The organism is Streptomyces roseus, from assembly GCF_001044425.1.
Lineage (GTDB): Bacteria > Actinomycetota > Actinomycetes > Streptomycetales > Streptomycetaceae > Streptomyces > Streptomyces roseus.
In genome coordinates this window covers 43,884-64,642 of record NZ_LFML01000016.1, presented here as the reverse complement: position 1 = coordinate 64,642, position 20,759 = coordinate 43,884, and the positions used below count along the sequence as shown (strand labels likewise).

The 20,759-nt window shown below is 75.2% G+C and carries 18 protein-coding genes; 11 read left to right on the top strand and 7 right to left on the bottom strand.

Annotated features, from left to right (window positions below):
* Nucleotides 1-20 precede the first annotated feature (20 nt).
* Both ACS04_RS04485 and ACS04_RS04480 read right to left on the bottom strand, forming a co-directional pair.
* Nucleotides 21-698 (bottom strand): HAD family hydrolase, encoded by a 678-nt coding sequence (locus ACS04_RS04485; protein WP_048475167.1) that lies wholly within the window; start codon nt 696-698, stop codon nt 21-23.
* Between the two features lie 46 nt (nt 699-744).
* Nucleotides 745-1,224 (bottom strand): Lrp/AsnC family transcriptional regulator, encoded by a 480-nt coding sequence (locus tag ACS04_RS04480; RefSeq protein WP_048475166.1) that lies wholly within the window; start codon nt 1,222-1,224, stop codon nt 745-747.
* Between the two features lie 113 nt (nt 1,225-1,337).
* Here ACS04_RS04480 and ACS04_RS04475 point away from each other — a divergent pair, with 113 nt between their 5' ends.
* Nucleotides 1,338-2,969 (top strand): SDR family oxidoreductase, encoded by a 1,632-nt coding sequence (locus tag ACS04_RS04475; RefSeq protein WP_078864411.1) that lies wholly within the window; start codon nt 1,338-1,340, stop codon nt 2,967-2,969.
* A complete protein-coding gene (locus ACS04_RS04470) occupies nt 2,966-4,354 on the top strand; it encodes a cryptochrome/photolyase family protein (RefSeq protein WP_048475165.1) in 1,389 nt (462 codons plus the stop codon). Before ACS04_RS04475 ends, ACS04_RS04470 begins: the two co-directional genes overlap by 4 nt.
* Nucleotides 4,355-4,397: 43 nt before the next feature.
* Here ACS04_RS04470 and ACS04_RS04465 read toward each other — a convergent pair whose 3' ends face one another.
* Entirely contained in the window at nt 4,398-4,985 is a 588-nt protein-coding gene (locus ACS04_RS04465; protein ID WP_048475164.1) for an RNA polymerase sigma factor, read from the bottom strand.
* A 174-nt stretch (nt 4,986-5,159) separates the two neighbouring features.
* Here ACS04_RS04465 and ACS04_RS04460 point away from each other — a divergent pair, with 174 nt between their 5' ends.
* From ACS04_RS04460 to ACS04_RS04435, 6 genes are all read left to right on the top strand, one after another.
* Complete coding sequence (locus ACS04_RS04460) at nt 5,160-5,753, top strand: histidine phosphatase family protein (RefSeq protein WP_048475163.1); 594 nt, start codon at nt 5,160-5,162, stop codon at nt 5,751-5,753.
* Between the two features lie 104 nt (nt 5,754-5,857).
* Nucleotides 5,858-8,008, top strand: a complete 2,151-nt coding sequence (locus tag ACS04_RS04455) for an FUSC family protein (protein WP_245236275.1) — start codon at nt 5,858-5,860, stop codon at nt 8,006-8,008.
* 109 nt (nt 8,009-8,117) lie between these two features.
* On the top strand, nt 8,118-8,741 hold the full coding sequence (locus ACS04_RS04450) for a class I SAM-dependent methyltransferase (RefSeq protein WP_048475233.1): 624 nt from the start codon (nt 8,118-8,120) through the stop codon (nt 8,739-8,741).
* Between the two features lie 274 nt (nt 8,742-9,015).
* Nucleotides 9,016-10,509 (top strand): FUSC family protein, encoded by a 1,494-nt coding sequence (locus tag ACS04_RS04445; RefSeq protein ID WP_048475162.1) that lies wholly within the window; start codon nt 9,016-9,018, stop codon nt 10,507-10,509.
* A 228-nt stretch (nt 10,510-10,737) separates the two neighbouring features.
* Complete coding sequence (locus ACS04_RS04440) at nt 10,738-11,874, top strand: nitric oxide synthase oxygenase (RefSeq protein ID WP_048475161.1); 1,137 nt, start codon at nt 10,738-10,740, stop codon at nt 11,872-11,874.
* A gap of 128 nt (nt 11,875-12,002) precedes the next feature.
* Nucleotides 12,003-13,034, top strand: a complete 1,032-nt coding sequence (locus tag ACS04_RS04435; RefSeq protein WP_245236278.1) for a lactonase family protein — start codon at nt 12,003-12,005, stop codon at nt 13,032-13,034.
* Between the two features lie 96 nt (nt 13,035-13,130).
* Here the strand turns inward: ACS04_RS04435 and ACS04_RS04430 are convergent, their stop codons facing one another.
* The 3 genes from ACS04_RS04430 to ACS04_RS04420 all read right to left on the bottom strand — a co-directional run bounded on the left by ACS04_RS04430 (nt 13,131) and on the right by ACS04_RS04420 (nt 15,962).
* A complete protein-coding gene (locus ACS04_RS04430; protein WP_078864408.1) occupies nt 13,131-14,051 on the bottom strand; it encodes a sirohydrochlorin chelatase in 921 nt (306 codons plus the stop codon).
* 109 nt (nt 14,052-14,160) lie between these two features.
* Nucleotides 14,161-14,847 (bottom strand): uracil-DNA glycosylase, encoded by a 687-nt coding sequence (locus ACS04_RS04425; protein ID WP_048475158.1) that lies wholly within the window; start codon nt 14,845-14,847, stop codon nt 14,161-14,163.
* 23 nt (nt 14,848-14,870) lie between these two features.
* Nucleotides 14,871-15,962, bottom strand: coding sequence for a WD40/YVTN/BNR-like repeat-containing protein (locus tag ACS04_RS04420; RefSeq protein ID WP_048475157.1), 1,092 nt, complete (start codon nt 15,960-15,962; stop codon nt 14,871-14,873).
* A gap of 215 nt (nt 15,963-16,177) precedes the next feature.
* Here ACS04_RS04420 and ACS04_RS04415 point away from each other — a divergent pair, with 215 nt between their 5' ends.
* The 3 genes from ACS04_RS04415 to ACS04_RS04405 all read left to right on the top strand — a co-directional run bounded on the left by ACS04_RS04415 (nt 16,178) and on the right by ACS04_RS04405 (nt 19,267).
* Nucleotides 16,178-17,551: a wax ester/triacylglycerol synthase family O-acyltransferase gene (locus ACS04_RS04415; RefSeq protein WP_048475156.1), complete on the top strand. Its 1,374-nt coding sequence runs from the start codon at nt 16,178-16,180 to the stop codon at nt 17,549-17,551.
* Nucleotides 17,552-17,631: 80 nt separating this feature from the next.
* Nucleotides 17,632-18,777, top strand: coding sequence for an NADH:flavin oxidoreductase/NADH oxidase (locus ACS04_RS04410; protein WP_048475155.1), 1,146 nt, complete (start codon nt 17,632-17,634; stop codon nt 18,775-18,777).
* Nucleotides 18,778-18,853: 76 nt separating this feature from the next.
* Complete coding sequence (locus ACS04_RS04405; protein WP_209441617.1) at nt 18,854-19,267, top strand: ArsR/SmtB family transcription factor; 414 nt, start codon at nt 18,854-18,856, stop codon at nt 19,265-19,267.
* Between the two features lie 79 nt (nt 19,268-19,346).
* Here the strand turns inward: ACS04_RS04405 and ACS04_RS04400 are convergent, their stop codons facing one another.
* Nucleotides 19,347-20,714, bottom strand: coding sequence for an FAD-dependent oxidoreductase (locus tag ACS04_RS04400; RefSeq protein WP_048475153.1), 1,368 nt, complete (start codon nt 20,712-20,714; stop codon nt 19,347-19,349).
* Nucleotides 20,715-20,759 lie beyond the last annotated feature (45 nt).

Genomic DNA, 20,759 nt, shown 5'->3' with positions numbered 1-20,759 from the left:
CCCCGCCCCGGGCCGCGGCTCTAGGCGGCCGGGTGTTCGCAGAGCCAGTCGTAGGCCGTCTCCGCGCTGAAATCGCGCTGCCCGCCGCGGAACAGCAGGCCGGCGCCGGTGAAGGCCGGGTCGTGGGCCGTGGCCGGGACGTAGGGGATCGCCACGCAGGACATGCCGGCCGCGTGGGCGGCCCGGGCTCCCGGAGCCGCGTCCTCGACCACCACGCAGTCGGCCGGGACCGCGCCGAGCCGGCGGGCCGCCTCCAGGAAGACGTCGGGGGCGGGCTTTCCGTGCGCCACCTCCTCGGCGGAGACCGCCGTGGTCAGCAGCGCGTCCAGGCCCGTCCCCGCCAGGACGGCGTCGATCGCCTCGCGCGAGGACCCGGACGCCACTGCCGTCGGGATCCCCTCCGCGTGCAGCCGCTCCACGAATTTCCGCATCTCGGGGAAGGTTTCGGTCCCGGCCCGGGCCAGCTCCAGGTACGCGGCGTTCTGCTCGGCCAGCAGCTGCTCCACCGGTGCCCCGATCGCGTACCGCTCCCTGAGGATCTCCAGCGTCTCCAGGGTGCCGATGCCGATGAAGCGCGCGTGCTGTTCCCAGGTGAAGTCGGGGACGCCGTGCCGGGCCAGGGTGCGGCGCCCCGACTCGTAGTAGTTCGGCTCGCTGTCCACGAGGGTGCCGTCGAGATCGAATATGACGGAAATCATCCGTTCTGACCGTCCTGCCGGTTGCGTACCTTTCCCGACCATCCTGTCAGGGTTTGCGCGCTGCTCGTCCCACGGACTCGACCAGCGGCAGCAGACGGTGCGCGACACGCTCGCGCAGCGCCACCTCCGTACGGGTGCGCACCACGCCCGGCAGCCGGATCAGCTGCTGGATCACATCCTCCAGATGGGCGTTGTCCCGGGCCGCGACCCGGGTCAGCAGGTCACCGCCGCCGGTGATCGAGAAGGCCTCGATGATCTCGGGTACGGCGGCCAGGGCGTCGCCCACCTCGTCCAGGTGCCCCTGGGTGACCTCGATGTGCACGAAGGCCAGCACCGGATGCCCCAGCGCCGCGGGGGAGAGGACCGGACCGGTTCCCGTGATCACCCCGGTGCGCTCCAGCCGGTCCAGCCGGGCCTGCAGAGTGCCCCGCGCCACCCCGAGGATCCGCGCGTACTCGCGGACGCTGGTGCGCGGCTGTTCCATCAGCAGACGCAGGATCCGGGTGTCGAGCTCGTCCACCGCCATGCCGTGACTGTACCAATGGCCCAGAGCGGTGCCCTTTGTGGCGGACCGCCGCATCCGCGACCAGCGGTCACCCGGAATCCCTTACGGGCACACGTCGACGAACGGAGAGAGCGATGACGGCCACCACCGGTCTGCACTGCCTGGTCACCGGGGCCACCGGCTACATCGGAGGGCGTCTGGTGCCCGAGCTCCTCGACGCCGGATACCGCGTCCGGTGCCTGGCCCGGTCCCCCGAGAAGTTGCGCGACCATCCCTGGGCCGGGCGCGTGGAGATCGTCCGCGGCGACGTCACGGACGCCGAGTCCGTCGCGGACGCCCTGCGCGGCATCGACGTCGCCTACTACCTGGTCCACGCCCTCGGCGGCGGTTCCGGATTCGAGGACCGCGACCGCACCGCCGCCCGCATCTTCGCCGAGCAGGCCCGCGCGGCGGGCGTCGGCCGCATCGTCTACCTCGGCGGCCTCACCCCGGCCGGGATCCCGGTCCGCGAGCTCTCCCCGCACCTGCGCTCCCGCGCCGAGGTCGGCGAGATCCTCCTCGGCTCCGGGGTGCCGACGACCGTCCTGCGCGCCGCCGTCATCATCGGCTCCGGCTCGGCCTCCTTCGAAATGCTGCGCTACCTGACCGAGCGGCTCCCCGTCATGGTCACCCCCAGCTGGGTCGGCACCCGTGTCCAGCCGATCGCCGTCCGCGACGTGCTGCGCTACCTCGTCGGCAGCGCCGCCATGCCGCCCGAGGTGAGCCGGGCGTTCGACGTCGGCGGGCCCGACGTGCTCACGTACGAGGAGATGATGCGCCGCTACGCGGTCGTCGCAGCGCTGCCCCACCGCCTGATCCTGCGCGTCCCGATGCTGACCCCGAGGCTGTCCAGCCACTGGATCGGCCTGGTCACGCCCGTGCCGCGGGCCCTGGCCCGGCCGCTCGCCGAATCCCTGCGCCACGAGGTCGTGTGCGCGGAACACGACATCGCCCGGTACGTCCCCGACCCGCCCGGCGCCCCGATCGGCGTCGACCGGGCCGTTTCGCTGGCCTTGCGGCGGGTGCGCGAGGCGGACGTGACCACCCGCTGGTCCTCGGCCTCCCTGCCCGGCGCGCCGAGCGACCCGCTGCCGACCGACCCCGACTGGGCGGGCGGGAGCCTCTACTCCGACCGGCGCGAATGCCCGGTCGACGCCTCGCCCGCCGCGCTGTGGCGGGTGGTGGAGGGGATCGGCGGCGAGAACGGCTGGTACTCCTTCCCTCTGGCGTGGGCCGTACGGGGCTGGCTCGACCGGCTCGTCGGCGGGGTCGGCATCCGGCGCGGCCGGCGCGACGCGTCGCGGCTGCGGGTGGGGGACTCCCTGGACTTCTGGCGGGTCGAGGAGATCGAACCGGGCCATCTGCTGCGGCTGCGCGCCGAGATGAGGCTGCCGGGGCTGGCGTGGCTGGAGATGCGCGCGGACCCGGCGCCTCCCTCGCCGCAGGACCGGATCGGGGGCGAAGGCGCGGCGGGCGCCCGCTACTGCCAGCGGGCTCTGTTCCACCCGCACGGGGTGCTCGGCCACGTCTACTGGTGGAGCGTGTCGCCTTTCCACTCCATCGTCTTCGGCGGCATGGCCCGCAACATCGCCCGCGCGGCGAAGCGCCTGGACGAGGAGGCCGCCGCGCATCCGCCCCTCGTGTCCGCATCCGACCGGGTCCCGTCCGCCGAAGTACCCGACGACAAGCGTCCCCCCAGCCCCGACGCGGAGCGAGAGAACCCATGAACGTCGCGGTGGTCCTGTACACCTCCGACCTGCGCCTGCACGACCACCCGCCGCTGCGCGCGGCCCTCTCCTCCTGCGACCGGGTGGTGCCGCTCTTCGTCCGCGACCGGGCCGTCGACGCGGCCGGCTTCGCCGCGCCCAACCGGCTCGCCTTCCTCGCCGACTGCCTGGGCGACCTCGACGCCGGACTGCGCGAGCGCGGCGGCCGCCTGTTCCTGCGCTCCGGCGAGGTCGTGGCCGAAGTCCTCGCCCTCGTCCGGGAGTGCGACGCCGACGAGGTCCACATGGCGGCCGGGGTCAGCGGCTACGCCCACGCCCGCGAGGAACGGCTGCGCACCGCCCTCGAAGCCGAGGGCGTGCGGCTCTACGTGCACGAAGCGGTGATCACGGTGGCCGCCCCCGGGGCCGCGCTACCGGCCGGCTCCGACCACTTCGCCGTGTTCACCCCGTACTTCCGCCGCTGGTCCGATCTGCCGCTCCGCGCCGTCGCCGGCGCACCGCGCTCGGTCCGCGTGCCCGACGGCATCGGCTCCGAGCCGCTGCCGCGGCGCGCGGACCTCACCGGGGTCTCCCCGAGCCTGGCCCGGGGCGGCGAGCGCGAAGGCCGCGACCTCCTCAGGCGCTGGCTGCGCGCGGGCCTCTCCCGCTACGAGGACTCCCACGACGACCTGGCCGGGGACGCCACCTCACGCCTCTCCCCGCACCTGCACTTCGGCACCCTCTCGCCCACCGAGGCGGTCCACCGCGCCCGCGCCGCCGCCACGGGCCCGGCCGGGGACCCCGGCGCCGAGGCGTTCGTCCGGCAGCTGTGCTGGCGCGACTTCCACCACCAAGTGCTCGCCGCCCGCCCCGAGGCGGCCGTACGGGACTACCGCGACCGCCGGGACCACTGGCGCACCGGCGCGACCGCCGAGGAGGAGATCGAGGCCTGGAAGGAGGGCCGCACCGGCTATCCGGTGGTCGACGCGGCCATGCGCCAGCTCCGCGACGAGGGCTGGATGCACAACCGAGGCCGGCTTCTCGCCGCCAGCTTCCTCACCAAGACCCTGTACGTGGACTGGCGGATCGGAGCCCGCCACTTCCTGGACCTCCTCGTGGACGGGGACCTGGCCAACAACCAGCTCAACTGGCAGTGGGTGGCCGGTACGGGCACCGACACCCGGCCCAACCGGGTGCTCAACCCGGTGCGCCAGGGCCTGCGTTACGACCCTTCGGGGCGGTACGTCCACCGCTGGGTCCCCGAGCTCGCCGGGCTGGACGCCCCCAGGGTGCACGAGCCCTGGCGGCTGTCCGGGCCGGAGCGGGCCCGGTACGACTACCCGGACCCGATCGTGGAACTGGCCGAAGGGCTCGACCGGTTCCGGCGCGGGCGGGGGGCGGAGTAGAGGGCCGTACGGGCCGCGTGGCGGCCCGCGTCCGCGCTCGCGGTCATCGAGCCACTCGTACCGCCTGCGGGAGCGACCCCCGCAGGCGGTGCAGGGCCCTTCGCATATGGCTCTTGACGGTGCCCAGCGGCAGCCCCGTGCGGTCCGCGATCTGGGTCTGGGTCAGGTCCGCGTAGAAGGCGAGGTGCAGCACCCGCCGCTGCTCGGACGGCAGCCGGGCGAGCTCCCCGAGCACCAGCACCCGGTCCAGGACCTGCTCCGCCTCCTGGCGTGCCGGCCCCCCGAACCGCTCGCCCGCGCCGGGCGAGGTGCGTACGGCGGCCGCCGCCACCCGGGCCCTGCGGGTCCGCGCCTCCAGAGCGTCGGCCACCTTGTGGCGGGTGATGCCGGTGATCCAGGCCCCGAGACCGCCGGGCCCGGGGCGGTAGCGGTGCCGGCCGCGCCAGGCGGCAAGGAACACCTGCTGGGTGACGTCCTCCGCCTCCCGCTCGTCGCCCAGGTACCGGTAGGCGAGCGCGTGCACCAGCGGCCGCCAGCGCCGGTAGACCGCCTCCATGCACCGCTCGTCGCCCGCCGCGAATCCCGCCGCGACGCACTCCTCGCGCTCCCGCTCGTCCATGACCTCGTTCATGCTCCGAGCCTCGCGAGCGCGCCGCGCCCGGGCCAGTCGCAGCGTTTGCGCATCGATTCTCGGCGCCCGGCCGTCGGCGGCCCGCGCCCGGCCCGCCGCGCCCGACGTTCCCGGCATTCCCGGTCCGCACCGCCGTGAACACGGGCCCCGGCGCGAGCGGGTAGGGTCCGGATCATGAGTGACCTGCTGCTGGTGAGACACGGCGAGACGGCCTGGAGCGCCAACGGGCGCCACACCGGACGGACCGACATCCCGCTGACCGCCGCCGGGGTCGAAGAGGCCATCTCGCTCGCCCCGTACTTCCGCGACCGGCACTTCGCCCTGGTGCTGACCAGCCCCCTGCGCCGCGCCGTCGCCACCGCCCAACTCGCGGGCCTGCACGACGGCGTCACCGACCCCGATCTGTACGAATGGGACTACGGCGGCTACGAGGGCGTCACCACGGCCGAGATCCAGCGGACGCGGCCCGACTGGTCCCTGTGGACCGACGGCGTGCCGCCCGGCGACGCCGAGCACCCCGGGGAGAACGCCGCCCAGGTCGGCGCCCGCGCGGACCGCGCCCTGGCCCGGGCGCGCGCGGTCCTCGCCGAGGACCGCGGCGACGCCGTCATCGTCGCCCACGGCCACTTCCTGCGCGTCCTCACCGCCCGCTACCTGGGCCTGCCCCCGCAGGACGGCCGGCTCTTCCTCCTGCGCACCGGCACGGTCAGCATCCTGTCCACCGAACACGGCCTCCCGGTGATCGCGGGCTGGAACACCCACCCCTGACGGCTCCGCACAGCCCCGCCGGCCCCCCGGCGTCCGCCATGATCCACCCGGCGGCCCCGGCCCGTCCCCAGGTCCCGCGGCCCGCCCCGTGGGATTCTGAAACCGTGCGAGCCCTTGGGGAACTCGAACGGGAACTCCGGACCGGCACCGGCCCGGTGCCGGCGGCCGCCCGCCGCGCCGTCCGGACCACGTTCGCCTCCTGCACGAGCTTCCTCGTGCTCCTGTACGCGTTCGACCGCCCCGTCGCCGCCACCTACGCCCTCTTCGGCGCCGTCTCCCTGGCCGGTCTCGCCCGCATCCCGGGCACCGGACGGCAGCGGGCCGCCGTCATGGTCAGGCTCCTCCCGGTGGTCTGCTTCCTGGTGGTCCTCGGCACCTTCCTCGCCGTACGGACCTGGAGCGCCGTCCTCGGCATGGCCGTCGTCGGCTTCTGCCTAGCCTTCTCCTCGGCGGCCGGGCCGCGGGCGGCGGGCGCCGCGCCCGGCCTCCAGCTGCTGTACATCCTGCCGAGCTTCCCGCCCTACCTCCCGCACACCCTCGGGGAGCGGCTGGGCGGCGCCCTGGCCGGCCTCCTGCTGCTCATCGCCGCCGAGGCGTGGATCCTGCCCGACCCGCGCGTGCCCACGTACGCGGCGCGGGCCGCGGGCGCCGCGGCCGAGGCGGTCCGGTGCGCCGCCGCCCTGGGGCGCCCGCCGTACGTACTGACCGCCCCGGCCGCGGCCCGGGCCCGGGCGGCCGCCGAGTCGCTGCGCTCCTCCCGCGTCCCGGAGGCGGAGCGGCCCGCCGGAGCGGGGCTGCGCGAGCGGGGACTGGCCCACACCGGACTGGCCGCGCGCACCCTGCTCTCCCGGCTGCGGAACCTGCCCGGACCACCCACCGGGCGGGAGCCGAGACGGGCGGGACTCGACCTGCTCGGCGCGGTACGGGAATCGGCGGCCGGGACGGCCACCCTGCTGCGCGACGGGCGAGAGCCCGCCACGGACTCCTCGGAACTGCTCCGACTGCGCGCCCGGAACGCCCACACCCCCGCCGACCTGCCCGAGTCCCGCCGCCGGCAGGCCGCCCTGCTGGAGGTCGCGGACGCCGCCCTGGCGCTGCGCACGGCGGCCGAGATCGCCCTGCGGGGACGCGGCGCGCATCTGGACGCCGACGCGGCGGACCGGTTCTGGTACGTGCGGGAGAGCACCGTACGCCTGTGGTGGCACCGCCTCGCCGCGCACGCCGGGCCGCGGTCCGTGCACTTCCAGAACGCCGTACGGATCGCGCTGGCCCTCGCCGTGGCCCGTACCGTGGCCGGGCTCGACTCCCTCCCGCACGGCTTCTGGGCGATGCTCGCCGTCGTCAGCCTCACCCGGACCACCGCCGTGCAGACCCGCGGCACCGTGCGCAGCGCGCTCATCGGCACCTGCGTGGGCGCGCTCGCCGCCGGCACGGTGCTCGCCCTGGCCGGCGGGCACACCACCGTGTTCGCGATCGCGCTCGCGCCGCTCATGCTGTTCACCTTCACCGTCGGGCCGGTGAAGGGCGTGGGCTGGGCGCAGGCCCTGTTCACGCTGGTCGTCTCCGTCGTCTTCGCGCAGCTGTCCGCGGTCACCTGGCAGCTGGCCGAGGTCCGCTTCCTCGACGTGCTCATCGGCAGCTCCATCGGGATCGTGTGCGGGCTGCTCGCCTGGCCGCGCGGTGCCCAGGACGAGCTGGGCCGGGCGGTCGCCGGGCTGCTGCGCGCCTGCGCCGACGACGTCGAGTCGACCACCGCCGCGGTCACCGCGGTAGGGCGGCGCGCGGTGCCGCCCGGGGACGAGGAGCACCGCGTCCGGGTCACGCTGGTGATGGCCGAGTCGGCGTACGCCCAGTACCAGAGCGAGACGCAGCGCCCGGCCGGGCCGGGACCCGACTGGCAGGCCACGGTGATGACCGGGCACCACGTGCTCTGGGGCGCCGGCCGGGTCCTGGGCAGCGCGGACGGGAGGCCGCTCGCGGGCGGCGAGGCGGCGGGGCTCCGGGAGTACGCGGCCCGCGTCGCGGCCGGACTGCGCCGCGCAGCGGCGGTCGCGGACCTCCCCCGCGGAAGCCGGGACGGCCGCTCACCGGGCGGCCCCGGGGACCTCCTGCCGGAGACCCTGACCCCGCCCACGGAGGCGGCCCCACCCGATGCGGGGCTCTTGTACTTCGCCACGACGGCCTGGCTGGACTCGCTGACGGCGGACCTCGAAACCATCGCCTCGGGCCCCGCCGCCGCCCGGACCCCCGGATGAGCGCCGGCACCCCGCCGTTTCCCGGCCGCGCCCCCGGGCAGAACCTCCACGGCGTCCGGACCGGCCGGGCGGCGGCGCGCACGGATCGAGGGTGACGGTGGGGGAGCCGATGAGGGGTGGCAGGTCCGCGGCAGAGGTCTTCGACGACGTCGGCGCACGGTACGAGGAGGCGTTCGGGCACGTCCCCGGACAGCTCGCCGCACTGGACTGGCTGACCGCCCGCCTCGCCCCCGGCGCCCGCGTCCTGGACGTCGGCAGCGGTACGGGCCGCCCGACCGCCGACGTCCTCGCCCGGGCCGGCTGCGCCGTGACCGGCATCGACGTGTCGGCGCACATGGTCGACCTCGCCCGCGCGCGGGTCCCGCAGGCCCGCTTCGAGCAGGCCGACGTCCGCACGTACACGCCCGCCGGGGGCGGCTTCGACGCGGTCTGCTCCTTCTTCCCGCTGCTCGTGATGTCCCAGCCGGAGGTGGCCGCGGCCCTGGAGCGGATGGCCTCGTGGGTGGCGCCCGGCGGCTACCTCGTCCTGGCCACCGTCCCGGGGGACATCAGCGACCTGGACATCGTGTGGATGGGGCACGAGGTCACCGTCAGCAGCCTCTCGCCGGCGGAGCACCTGCGGCTGCTCGGCGCGGCCGGCCTGGAGGTGCTGGAGCACCACACCGCGCTGTTCCACCCCGAGGGGGCCGAGCCCGAGGAGCACTTCTTCTGCCACGCCCGCCGGCCCGCCTGACCGCACGCTGGTCCGTTGGCCGCAGGTGGCCGACTTACGTCCATCGGGACTGGGCCAATGGTCCAGTGAACCGGAGGTGTGTTGAGCCAGTGGGCCTTCGGATGCTTATCTGTGTCGTATCCATGTACTTACGGCGCCGCGCAGCGCCGGGCGGCAACGAGGCCGGTCCGGAGCGCGGTGCCTTCGCCGTGCCCGCCTGCCTCCCACCACCCCCGGGCGGACGCCGGACCGGCGCGCACCACTGCAAGGGGGGCGGCACACCGCCGTGAAGAGGATGTTCGTGGCTCCGGATCCGGGGCGCCAGAGACTGAGGAACTCGCTGCGGGCCGTGGTCGGCATCGGGCTCGCCGTCGCCGTGTCCGAGCTCTGCGGCCTCTCTCTCACCGCCTCCATCACCGGGGGACTGGCGGCTCTGCTCACCCTCTTCACCGTGCTCGACCCGAGCGTGCGGGCCCAGCGCGTGACCAGTGCCCTGCTGCCCGTCGCCGGCTTTCCCGTCCTCGCGCTGGCCACGGCCCTGCACGGGACACCGCAGGCCCGGGACGCCGCCTTCCTCGCCGTCGTCTTCGCCGGGGTCTACGCCCGCCGCTGGGGGCCGCGCGGGCACGCCCTCGGGATCTTCGGCTTCATGATGTTCTTCGTCACGCAGTTCCTGCACGCCGTACCCGCCCAGCTGCCCGAGCTGTACGCCGCCGTCGGGCTGTCGCTGCTCGCCGCCGGAGCCGTGCGGTTCGTCCTGTGGCCCATCGAGCGCCGCACCCCGCCGCCCGCCGCGCCGCCCGGCCTGCCCGGTACCGGTCTGGCCCGGCCGACCACGCGCCAGGCCTTCCAGGCCACCGCCGCCTGCGCCTTCGCGCTCGGCATCGGCCAGGCGCTCTCCGAGGACCGCTGGTACTGGGCCGTCGGCACCGCCTGGTGGATCTTCGTCAACACCGCTTCCCGCGGCGAGACCCTCGTCCGCGGGTTCCGCCGGGTCCTCGGCACGGTCGTCGGCATCGCGGCCGGGCTGCTGATCGCCGTCCCGCTGCACGGCGCCCCCGCGCCCACGGCCGCCCTCGTCGCGGTATGCGTCTTCGGGATCTTCTACACCGCGGCGCCCTCGTACTCCTGGATGATGTTCTTCGTCACCGTCATGGCCGGACTGCTGTACGGGCTCCTCGGCGTCCTGCACCCCGGCCTGCTGCTCCTGCGCTTCGAGGAGACCGCAGTCGGCGCGCTCGGCGCGGCGCTCGCCGTCGCCCTCGTCCTCCCGGTGACCACGCACGCCGCCAACGACGCCTGGATCCAGCGCGCCCTGCACTGCGTACGGGCCTCCACGGCCGCCGCCCTCGACCGCCTCGCCGGGGACCCCGACGCCGATCCCGGCCCGCACGCCGCCGAACTCGAACTGCTGCTGGGCCGCGTACGGATGGCCCTCGCCCCCCTCGTCCACCCCCTGAGCCCGCTGCGCGCCCGCAAGGCCCGGGCCCGGCAGGTGCTCGGCTTGCTCGACGACTGCGCCCGCGAGGTGCGCGGACTGGTGGCCGTCGCCGCCGACCCGCAGGCCTCGCACGATGCCCGGCTGGCCGCCGCGTGCTGGCGGGTGGAGGCCGCGGTGGAGGCGCTGACCACCCCGCGGGCCATGGCCGGACATGCCGTCGCGGTCCACCCCGGGCCCACCGCCGCGGAACCGGCCCTCGTGCACCTGCACGGCCTGGAGCACGCGCTCGTGGCCCTCCACGGCCCCCTGCGCACCGACCCGCGCGCACCCCTGGCCATCACGGCCTGAGGCCGGGTCCGCGCCCCCGGTCCACCGGGCCGCAAGGACGACGTCGCGCATCGTACGCCGTGTCACGTCCGCTCCGCAGGGCAATGGCCCGAAGATCACTCGGTGGAGTTGTCGCGGGTGTGCATGCCCCTCGCCGCCGACCTGCGCCCGGTACAACGGGTGACCGTTGACCGCGCATCCATCCGGCACGCACGGGGTGGATCTGGCCGGACAGGGGAAACGCCCGGGATGGAAATACTTCAACAGCGCCCGACCACCGCCCAGGTGTGGGAAGCGGCCGAGGAGTTCATCCGGCTCTTCCACCGGGAGAATCCGCAGGCGGGTGATCCGCGGGCCCGGCTCGCCGCCGTGCGGGACGAGCTCGCGGACACCGGAAGCTACCGGCACACCCCGCAGGAGCTCGTCCACGGGGCCCGCGTCGCCTGGCGCAACAGCAACCGCTGCATCGGCAGGCTGTACTGGAACTCGCTGCGCGTGCGCGACCGCCGCGAGCTGACCGAAGCCGACGAGATAGCCGCCGAGTGCTTCGAGCACCTGCGCGACGCGACCAACGGCGGCCGGGTCAGGCCCACCATCACCGTCTTCGCCCCGGACACCCCGGACCGCCCCGGCCCGCTGATCTGGAGCGAGCAGCTCGTCCGGTACGCCGGCTACGGCGACCACCACTCCGTGACCGTGGGCGACGCCCGCAACGCCCCGCTCACCAGTGCGTTGCTCGGCCTCGGCTGGGCCGGGGGCCCAGGCACCCCCTTCGACCTCCTGCCGCTCGTGGTCCAGGGCGTGGACGACAAGCCCCGCTGGTTCGACACCCCCGCCGACGCCGTGCTGGAAGTCCCGATCGTGCACCCCGACGACCCGGGCTGGGCGCAGTGGGGGCTGCGCTGGCACGCCGTACCCGCCATCTCCAACATGTGCCTGGAGATCGGCGGCGTCCACTATCGCGCCGCGCCCTTCAACGGCTGGTACATGGGGACCGAGATCGGCGCCCGCAACCTCGCCGACACCGACCGGTACAACCTCCTCCCCGCCGTCGCCCGGCGTCTTGGCCTCGACACCGCCAGCGACCGCTCGCTGTGGAAGGACCGCGCCCTCGTCGAGCTCAACCGGGCCGTGCTGCACTCCTTCGACCGGGCCGGCGTCACCATCGCCGACCACCACACCGAGTCCCGGCGCTTCCTCAGCCACATGGAGCGCGAGGAGCGCAAGGGGCGTGCGGTGGGCGCCGACTGGTCCTGGATCGTGCCGCCGATCTCCGGCTCCGCCACCCCCGTCTTCCACCGCACGTACGACGACCGGCCGAGCTCGACGGCGTACGTGCACCACCCGGGCGCGCGGGAACGCGCCCAAGGGCGCAATCTGGTCTAGACCTCTGTTACCGTCGGCTCCCCACGGAACGATCCGGACGGTGGAGAGGGGACCTCGTGAACGGCACCGAAGGCACGGAGGGCACGCAGAGCGCCGAAGGCGCGGGCGGTACGGACCGGAGCGGCGGACTGCGGGCCCACATCGGCTCGTTCACCTCGGGAGGCGGCCGCGGCATCACCACCGCGGCCGTGGACCCGCAGACGGGTGCGCTGACCCTCCTTTCCGCCACCGACGCGGTCGCCGACCCCTCGTATCTCGCCCTGGCGCCGGGCGGCGGGGTGCTCTACGCCGTGAGCGAGACGGACCACGGCGCGGCCGCCGCCTTCCGCTCCACCCCCGAGGGCCTCACCCCGCTCGGCCCCGCCGTCCCCGTCGGCGGCTCCGGACCGACCCACCTCGCCGTGGCCGGGCACCGGCTGCTGACCGCCAACTACACCTCCGGCAGCGTCAGCTCCCTCCCGCTGGCCGCGGACGGCGGCCTCCGAGGGCCCGCGTCGGTCCTCGTCCACGAGGGCTCGGGCCCCGACGCGAGCCGGCAGGAACGGCCGCACGCCCACCAGGTGCTGCCCGATCCGGGCGGCCGCTGGGTGCTCAGCGTGGACCTCGGCACCGACTCCGTCCGGGTCTGCTCCCCGGACCCGGCCACCGGCGCGCTGCGCCTGCACGCCGAGACCGCGCTGCGCGCCGGGACGGGCCCGCGGCACCTCGCCTTCCATCCGGACGCCGACGTGGTCTACGTCCTGCACGAGCTGGATCCGCAGCTGACCGTCTGCCGCTGGAACGCGGACTCCGGGCAACTGGAACCGATCGGCGAGGTTCCGGTCGCCTCCGCGGCCGCTCCAGGAGCCGTACGGGCCTACCCCTCGGCCGTGGTGGTCTCGCCCGACGGCCGTTTCGTATGGGCGGCCGTGCGCGGCACCGACACCATCGCCACCCTCTCGCTCGCCGACGGGCCCGGGAAGCCGCGCCTGGTGGGCGGCGTGGACTGCGGTGGCAGCTGGCCGCGGGACCTCGCCGCCGACCCCTCGGGGCGACGGCTGTACGCGGCCAACGAGCGTTCCGGGGACGTCACCTGGTTCGACGTCGACCGGCTGACCGGGCAGCCGCGGCGGGCCGGATCGGTGGCGGTGCCGGCCGCGACCTGCGTGGTCTTCGCCTGACCGGCCGGCGCCCGCCCGCCGGTACGGGCGAGGGCCCGCGGCCGGGGGGTTCAACCCCCGGGCCGCGGGCCCTCGTACGAGCGGAGCCGTGCGGGGTCAGTGGGCGGCGGCGCCCTGGGTGAGGCCCAGCGCCGCGGAGTACTGGTTGACGACCAGCTTGCCGAGCGCGGAGTAGGCGCCGAGCACCTCGGCGGCCGCGCAGTCGGCCTCCTTGCAGGCCGTGTCCAGCAGCCCCTCGGCGGCCTCCGGGCCGATCAGGTACGGGGCCAGCGCGAGGAGCGTCGAGCCCTCGCTGCGCAGCTGCTCGGCGACGGCGGCCACCGAGCCCTCCTGGTCGAGCGCGGCGGCCTTGACCGGCACCGCGAGGCGGGCGGCCAGCAGCATGCCGGTGACCGCGGCGGCCTGGACGGCCTCCGGGCCGCCGGTGGTGGCCACGATGATGCCGTCGGCGGCGGTGGTCACGGTGAACAGCCGGGCGCGGTCGGCGCGGGCCAGCCCGGCCTCGGAGAGCCGCACGTGCAGGCCCTCGGCGAGCAGGGGGTGCGGGCCGAGCACCTCGGCCAGCTCGGCGGCGGCGGAGGAGTCCATGACGGCCTGGCGCATCCGGCGCAGCAGATCGGCGTCGGGGCCCGCCAGGAGCGGGACGACCACGGCGTCGGGGCCGGTCGGCGCGGGGACCTCGTGGCCGGCCACGCGGGCGAACTCGGCGCGGGCGATGCGCTCGCCGGCGACGGAGCTCAGCACGCGGGAGAGGGCCGGGAATTCGGAGCCCTCGGCGTCATCGCCCTCCAGGAATCCGATGCGGGCTTCCAGGCCCGGCAGCTCGGAGCGGCCGATGCTGACGATCTCTTCGGCGAGTCCCCGGGAGGCGGCCGAGGGGGCACCGGGCACGGCGAGCACCAGCGCGGGCGCGCCCTCGGGCGCCACCGCGGGCTCGGGTCGGCGGTGCCGTCCGGCAGGGCGGGGTCGCGGCATTCGTACGGGCAGGCCATTCGCGGGCCCAGTGGGGGAGCTCATGGCGCCGCATGCTACTGGCTTATCGGAACCGAGTGTTCGGGCAGGGCCTCAACGGGCGGCTTCTGTCCGTATTTATCCGTGGAATGTCGTATACCGTTCAACAGAATGATCACCCGGCGGCCGGGAGCCGCCAGTCCACCGGCTGGGCTCCCTGGCGAACCAGCAGGTCATTGGTCCTGCTGAACGGGCGCGAGCCGAAGAATCCGTTGGCGGCGGACATCGGGGAGGGGTGGACGGACTCCACGGCCGGCAACTCGCCGAGCAGCGGCCGCAGATTGCGGGCGTCCCGCCCCCACAGCACCGACACCAGCGGCTTCCCGCGCGCGGCCAGCGCCCGGATCGCCTGCTCGGTGACGGCCTCCCAGCCCTTCCCGCGGTGGCCGCCGGTCTTGCGCGGGGCGGTGGTCAGCGCGCGGTTCAGCAGCAGTACGCCCTGCCGGGTCCACGGGGTCAGGTCCCCGTTCGCCGGGCGGGGCACACCGAGGTCCGCGTGCAGCTCGCGGAAGATGTTGTCGAGACTGGGCGGCCAGGGGCTCACGTCGGGCGCCACCGAGAAGGACAGGCCCATCGCGTGCCCCGGGGTGGGGTAGGGATCCTGGCCGACGATGAGCACCCTCACCTCGTCGAAGGGCTGCTGGAAGGCGCGCAGTACGTTCGCCCCGGCGGGCAGGTAGGTCCTGCCCGCGGCGATCTCGGCGCGCAGGAAGTCGCCCATCGCGGCGATCTGCGCCGCCACCGGCTCCAGAGCCCGGGCCCAGCCCGGCTCGACGATCTCGTTCAACGGTCGTGCTGCCACAGCCAGTCACTCTACTGGCCCCTTCAGTGAGCGATGACCGCCGCCCGTACGCACAGCACGTCGGGCAGGTGCTCGGCCAGCGGCCGCCAGCTGTCCCCGTCGTCGTGGCTGGCGTACAACTCGCCGTTGCGGTTGCCGAAGTAGATCCCCGCCGGGTCCGCGTCGTCCGTGCACAGGGCGTCGCGCAGCACCGTCCCGTAGTGGTCCCCGGCCGGCAGTCCGCGGCTCAGCGGCTCCCAGCTCGCGCCCGCGTCCCGGGTGCGGAACACCCGGCAGCGGCGCTCTGCCGGGACCCGGTCGGAGTCGGCGTTGAGCGGGAAGACGTACGCCGTGTCCGGCCGGTGCGGGTGCGCGGCCACCGCGAAGCCGAAGTCGGAGGGCAGCCCGGCGCCGATGTCGGTCCACCGGGCCCCGGCGTCGTCACTGCGGTACACGCCCCAGTGGTTCTGCAGGTACAGCCGCTTCCGGTCCCCGGCGTCCTGGGCGATCTTGTGCACGCACTGGCCGAACTCCGGATGCGGGTCCGGCAGGAACACCGCCGAGACGCCGTCGTTGGACGGGCTCCAGTGGGCGCCGCCGTCCTGGGTCCGGAACACCCCCGCGGTGGAGACCGCCACCGTCACCTTGGCGGGGTCCGCCGGATCCGTCAGCACCGTGTGCAGGCCCTCACCCCCGCCGCCCGGCACCCAGCTCCCGCGGCTCGGGTGCTCCCAGAGCGCGCGGACCAGTTCGAACGACTCCCCGCGGTCCGTGGAGCGGAACAGGGCGGCCGGCTCCGTCCCCGCGTACACCACGCCGGGTGCCTCGGGGCCGGCCGGATGCAGTTGCCAGACCCGCTCCAGGGAAGCCCCGGTGTCCTTCGGGAACTTCACGGCGGGCGCCGCGGGCTCGTGCCAGCTCGCCCCGAGGTCGTCGGAGCTGAACACGGAGGGCCCCCAGTGCAGGCTGTCGGCGCCGACCAGCAGTGGGGGGGTGGGCCCCCGCCGGTCGACCGCGACGGCGTAGACGGCCTGGGCGTTGAAGTGCGGGCCGTCCAGCTCCCAGGGGCCGTCACCGCGCCTGCGGCCGATGAACAGGCCTTTGCGGGTCCCCGCGAGCAGGATCACCTCTGACATGGTCGACACCTCCGGACTTCGTCGTCCCGGCCGTCGTGCTGCGTACCGTTCCGCCAGTGTGCACCCGGCCACCGACAGGGGCCCGGCCGCCGCCCCGCTGCTCCGCCCAGACGGTCGCCATCGATCAACAGGCGTATCCAAAGGGTGGCTACTTGATCGTAGGAGGCCGGGAGGGGTTGACTTCCACCTCTGCCACCGCACGCGAGAGGCAATACGTGGCCACCGAGCACCTGTCCCCGCTCGACCTCGCCTTCTGGCGGATCGAATCCGCCGCCCACCCCATGCACCTCGGCGCCCTCGCGATCTTCGAGGCCGCCCCGCGGGCCGCCCCGGGCCCCGACTCCGCCCCTGTCCCCGACACCGCTCCCGACCCCGCCGTCCGCGCCGCCGCACTGCTCACCGCCCGCTGCTCCGCCGTGCCCGGTCTGCGCCGCCGCATCCACGACGTGCTGCTGCCGGTCGGCGCGGCCGCCTGGGCGTCCGACGCGGACTTCGACCCCGCCCGGCACGTCTTCCTCGTACGCACCCCCGATCCGGAAGCCGCCGCCGGACCGCTGATGGCGCGGCCCCTGGACCGGGACCTGCCGCCCTGGGAGGCGCACGTCCTTGCCGGGCCCGACCCGCACTCCTTCGCGGTGCTCTTCAAGTTCCACCACGCCCTCGCCGACGGCCTCGGGGCCCTCGCGCTGGCGGCGATGCTCTTCGACGAGGGGCCGCCCGCGCGGGGCCCCGCGCGCGGCCCGGCCCCGGTCCCGGCGGCGCGGCCGGCCGTCGCCCCCGCCCGGCGCAGCCTCCCCGGGATGCTGGCGGCCCGGGTCCAGGACGTCGGGCAGGCACTGGAGATCGGCGCCTCCGTGGCCCGCGCCGGACTGCCGCTCGGGGTCCCGGCGGCGCTGACCGCCACCCCGGCACGGACCGGGACCCGCGCGGTCGCCGGCCTCGCGCTCGACCTCGACGACGTCAACCGCATCCGCAAGGTCGCCGGAGGCACCGTCAACGACGTGCTGATCGCCCTCGTCGCCGGCGCCCTGCGGCGCTGGCTGCTGGGCCGCGGAGACCCCGCGCCGGAGGGGGCCGGTCCGCGCGCCCTGATACCGGTATCGCGCCGGCGGCCGGGCGGCGCGGCGAAGTACGGCAACCGGCTGTCGGGCTACCTGCTCCGCCTTCCGCTCGCCGAACCGGACCCGCTGCTGCGCCTGGACCGGGTGCGCCTCGGCATGGACCGCAACAAGGAGGCCGGACCGGCTCGCGGCGCCGGGGCCGTCGCCCTGCTCGCCGACCACGTCCACCCGCTCGGCCACCGGCTCGGCGGCCCCCTGGTCGCGCAGGCGGCCCGGATGCTCTTCGACATCCTGGTCACCAGCGTTCCGCTGCCCGGCTTCACCTTCTCCCTCGGCGGCAGCCGGGTCAGGGAGGTCTACCCGCTGGCGCCGCTCGCCCGCGGCCACTCCCTCGCGGTCGCGGTCTCCACGTACAAGGGCACGGTCCACTACGGCCTGGTGGCGGACGCGGCGGCCGTGCCCGACCTGGCGGCCCTGGCGCAAGCCCTGCGCGCGGAGCTCGACGAGCTTGTACGAGAGGTCTCGTAGTACGTAATTATTCGTAGTACGCTGACTCTCGTACAAGCCGCTGATCCGCGGCGTGCCCGGCCACCTCCGGAGAGTCCTTCATGAGTGCTGCCCCCATCGCCCCCGCCACGCCCGACACCCGCGCCGAGGCCCTCTTCGCCCCCCTCACCCTCCGCTCGGTCACCACGGCGAACCGGATCTGGATGGCGCCGATGTGCCAGTACGTCGCAGCGGCCTCGGGCCCGCAGGCAGGCGTGGCGCAGCCCTGGCACTTCGCGCACTACGCCGCCCGCGCGGTGGGCGGCACCGGACTGATCCTCCAGGAGGCCACCGCGGTCTCCCCGGAGGGCCGGATCTCCCCGTACGACCTCGGCATCTGGAACGACGCGCAGGCCGAGGCGCTGCGCCCGATCACCGCCTTCCTCAAGGCCCAGGGCACCGTCCCCGGGATCCAGATCGCGCACGCCGGGCGCAAGGCCTCGACCGGCCGCCCCTGGGAGGGCGGCGGCTACGTCGGCCCCGAGGCGGACGGCTGGCTGCCGAGCGCCCCGAGCCCGGTGCCGTTCGCCGAGGGCGACCCCGTGCCGCACGAGCTGACGACCGCCGAGATCCACGAGATCACCGGGCAGTTCGCGGCCGCCGCGCGGCGCGCGCTGACCGCCGGCTACGAGGTCGTCGAGATCCACGGCGCCCACGGCTACCTCATCGGCCAGTTCCTCTCCTCGCAGATCAACCGGCGCACCGACGAGTACGGCGGCCCGTTCGAGAACCGGGCCCGTTTCGCCCTCGAAGTCGTCGACACCGTACGGGCGGTGTGGCCCGAGGAGCTTCCGCTGTTCTTCCGGATCTCCGCCACCGACTGGCTGGAGGAGTCGGGCTGGACCGCGCAGGACACGGTCCGGCTGGCCGGCCTGCTCCAGAGCCGCGGGGTGGACCTCCTGGACGTGTCCACCGGCGGGATGGCCCCGAAGGCGAACATCCCGGCGGCGCCCGGGTTCCAGGTGCCGTTCGCGGCCGAGGTCAAGGCCCGCACCGGCCTCCCGGTGGCCGCCGTCGGGCTGATCACCGAGCCGGAGCAGGCGGGCGAGATCCTGGCCGACGGACGGGCGGACGCGGTCCTGCTCGGCCGCGAGCTGCTGCGCGACCCCTACTGGGCCCGCACCGCGGCCGCCGCCCTCGGCGCCGAGCGGACCGCCGAGCCGGCCACCGGGGTACGGGTGCCCGTCTCCTACCACCGGGCCTGGTAGGGGGCTTGCTGCCGGACCCGCCGGCGGCGGTCGATGTACTACGGTGGTTCTCGTACGAACAGGGGAGCCGGGTGAGATGAGGGCAGACGTGACGGATACGGCCACCACGCGCGCGCTCCCCCATCCCGGGCCCGCCGAGATCCGCCTCGAAGCCGTGCTGCACGCGCTGTCGGACCCGATCCGGCTGTCGATCGTGCGGGACCTCGCGGGCACGCCGGACGAGCTGGCGTGCTCGTACTTCGACCTGCCGGTCACCAAGTCGACGACCACGCACCACTTCCGCGTCCTGCGGGAGGCCGGCGTGGTCCGCCAGACCTACCGCGGCACGGCGAAGATGAACGGGCTGCGGGGCGAGGAGCTGGAGGGCCTGTTCCCGGGGCTGCTCGACAGCGTGCTCACCGCTGCCGCGGCGGAGGAGGCGCGCAGGGCGGGCTCCGGCCCGCCCGCGGACGGGGCGGCGGCCGGGCCGGACCGAGCCGAAGCGGTCTGAGCCGCGCCCGGGCCGCCCCGTTCCGGGTCGCGCCCGAGCCGCGGCCGGGGCCCGACCCGGTATGAGCCGGGGCCCGGACTCAGGTGCCCGCGCCCCTGTCCGCGGCGGCCAGCAAACCGCGCCAGTCGGGGATCTTCACCGAGCGGCGGCCCAGCGAGCGCCCGAGATCGGCCTCCGCCGTCTCGATCGCCAGCCAGCCGGGCCACTCCACCGGGTGCAGCCCCGCCGCCCGCAGCGCGTCCAGCGGGTCACCCGGCAGCTTCCGCCGCGCCAGCGCCGGCGCGTCCTGGAGCAGCGAGGACGCCGTCTCCTTGGCGCAGGGCCGGTTGGTGCCGATCACCCCGGTCGGGCCGCGCTTGATCCACCCCGCCACGTACTCGCCGACCGAGGCCCGGCCCTCGCGCAGCACCCGGCCCGCGGCGTGCGGGACCGTGGCCCTCGCCGGGTCGAACGGCAGCCCGGGCAGCGGAACCCCCTGGTACCCCACCGAGCGCAGCACCAGCTGTGCCTCGACCTCCTCGTACGCGCCGGTCCCGGTGACCCCGCCCCGACCGTCCGGGGCGGTCCGCTCGAAGCGCATCCCGGCGACCCGGCCGCCCGGTCCTGCCAGCACCTCCACCGGCCGCAGGTAGAACCGCAGGCCGATCCTGCGCCGCGCGCCGCCCGCGTCCTGCCCGGCCCAGCCGCGCAGCACCTCCAGGTTGCGCCGGAACACGGCAGGCAGCGCGGCCGCCGCCTCCGGGTCGGCGTACGCGGGGTCGAGCGCCAGTTCCGCGGGGTCGACGACGGCCGCCACACCGGGGAGCGTGCCCAGCTCCCGCAGCTCCTTGGTGGTGAACTTGCCCTGCGAGGGCCCGCGTCGGGCCACCATCGACACCGACTGCACCCCGCTCCGCGCGAGCGCGCCCAGGGCCGGCTGCGGCATGTCGGTCGGGGCCAGCTCCGGCTCGCACCGGGCCAGCATCCGGGTCACGTCGACGGCGACGTTGCCCGCCCCGACGACCACCGCCGCGCTCACCCCGGACAGGTCGAAGTCCTCGGCCACGGCGTCCGGATGCCCGCTGTACCAGGCGACGAAGGCCGTCGCGGAGTGCACCCCGGCCAGCTCCTCGCCGGGGATGCCGAGCAGCCGGTCGCGGGCGGCGCCGACGCAGTACACCACCGCGTGGTACAGCTCCAGCAGCCGTGCGGTGGACAGCTGCGGGCCGCCGACCTCGACATTGCCGAGGAAGCGGATCCGCTCGTCCTCCAGCACGGTGCGCAGGCTGCCCTGGAGCGATTTGATCTTCTCGTGGTCGGGGGCCACCCCGTAGCGCACCAGCCCGTACGGAGCGGGCAGCCGGTCCAGCACGTCGACGCGGACGCCCGGCACCTCACGCTGCTGCACGAGGGTCTGGGCGGCGTAGACCCCGCTGGGGCCCGAACCGACGACGGCGACACGAAGCACGGCGGAACTCCTCCCGCAGGTGATCCCAGCATGCCACCGGGCCCG

Bases quoted from the DNA above. Each gene is read 5' to 3' on its own strand.
- ACS04_RS04485 (WP_048475167.1), bottom strand. From the start codon at position 698: ATGATTTCCGTCATATTCGATCTCGACGGCACCCTCGTGGACAGCGAG.
- ACS04_RS04480 (WP_048475166.1), bottom strand. From the start codon at position 1,224: ATGGCGGTGGACGAGCTCGACACCCGGATCCTGCGTCTGCTGATGGAA.
- ACS04_RS04475 (WP_078864411.1), top strand. From the start codon at position 1,338: ATGACGGCCACCACCGGTCTGCACTGCCTGGTCACCGGGGCCACCGGC.
- ACS04_RS04470 (WP_048475165.1), top strand. From the start codon at position 2,966: ATGAACGTCGCGGTGGTCCTGTACACCTCCGACCTGCGCCTGCACGAC.
- ACS04_RS04465 (WP_048475164.1), bottom strand. From the start codon at position 4,985: ATGAACGAGGTCATGGACGAGCGGGAGCGCGAGGAGTGCGTCGCGGCG.
- ACS04_RS04460 (WP_048475163.1), top strand. From the start codon at position 5,160: ATGAGTGACCTGCTGCTGGTGAGACACGGCGAGACGGCCTGGAGCGCC.
- ACS04_RS04450 (WP_048475233.1), top strand. From the start codon at position 8,118: ATGAGGGGTGGCAGGTCCGCGGCAGAGGTCTTCGACGACGTCGGCGCA.
- ACS04_RS04445 (WP_048475162.1), top strand. From the start codon at position 9,016: ATGTTCGTGGCTCCGGATCCGGGGCGCCAGAGACTGAGGAACTCGCTG.
- ACS04_RS04440 (WP_048475161.1), top strand. From the start codon at position 10,738: ATGGAAATACTTCAACAGCGCCCGACCACCGCCCAGGTGTGGGAAGCG.
- ACS04_RS04430 (WP_078864408.1), bottom strand. From the start codon at position 14,051: ATGAGCTCCCCCACTGGGCCCGCGAATGGCCTGCCCGTACGAATGCCG.
- ACS04_RS04420 (WP_048475157.1), bottom strand. From the start codon at position 15,962: ATGTCAGAGGTGATCCTGCTCGCGGGGACCCGCAAAGGCCTGTTCATC.
- ACS04_RS04410 (WP_048475155.1), top strand. From the start codon at position 17,632: ATGAGTGCTGCCCCCATCGCCCCCGCCACGCCCGACACCCGCGCCGAG.
- ACS04_RS04405 (WP_209441617.1), top strand. From the start codon at position 18,854: ATGAGGGCAGACGTGACGGATACGGCCACCACGCGCGCGCTCCCCCAT.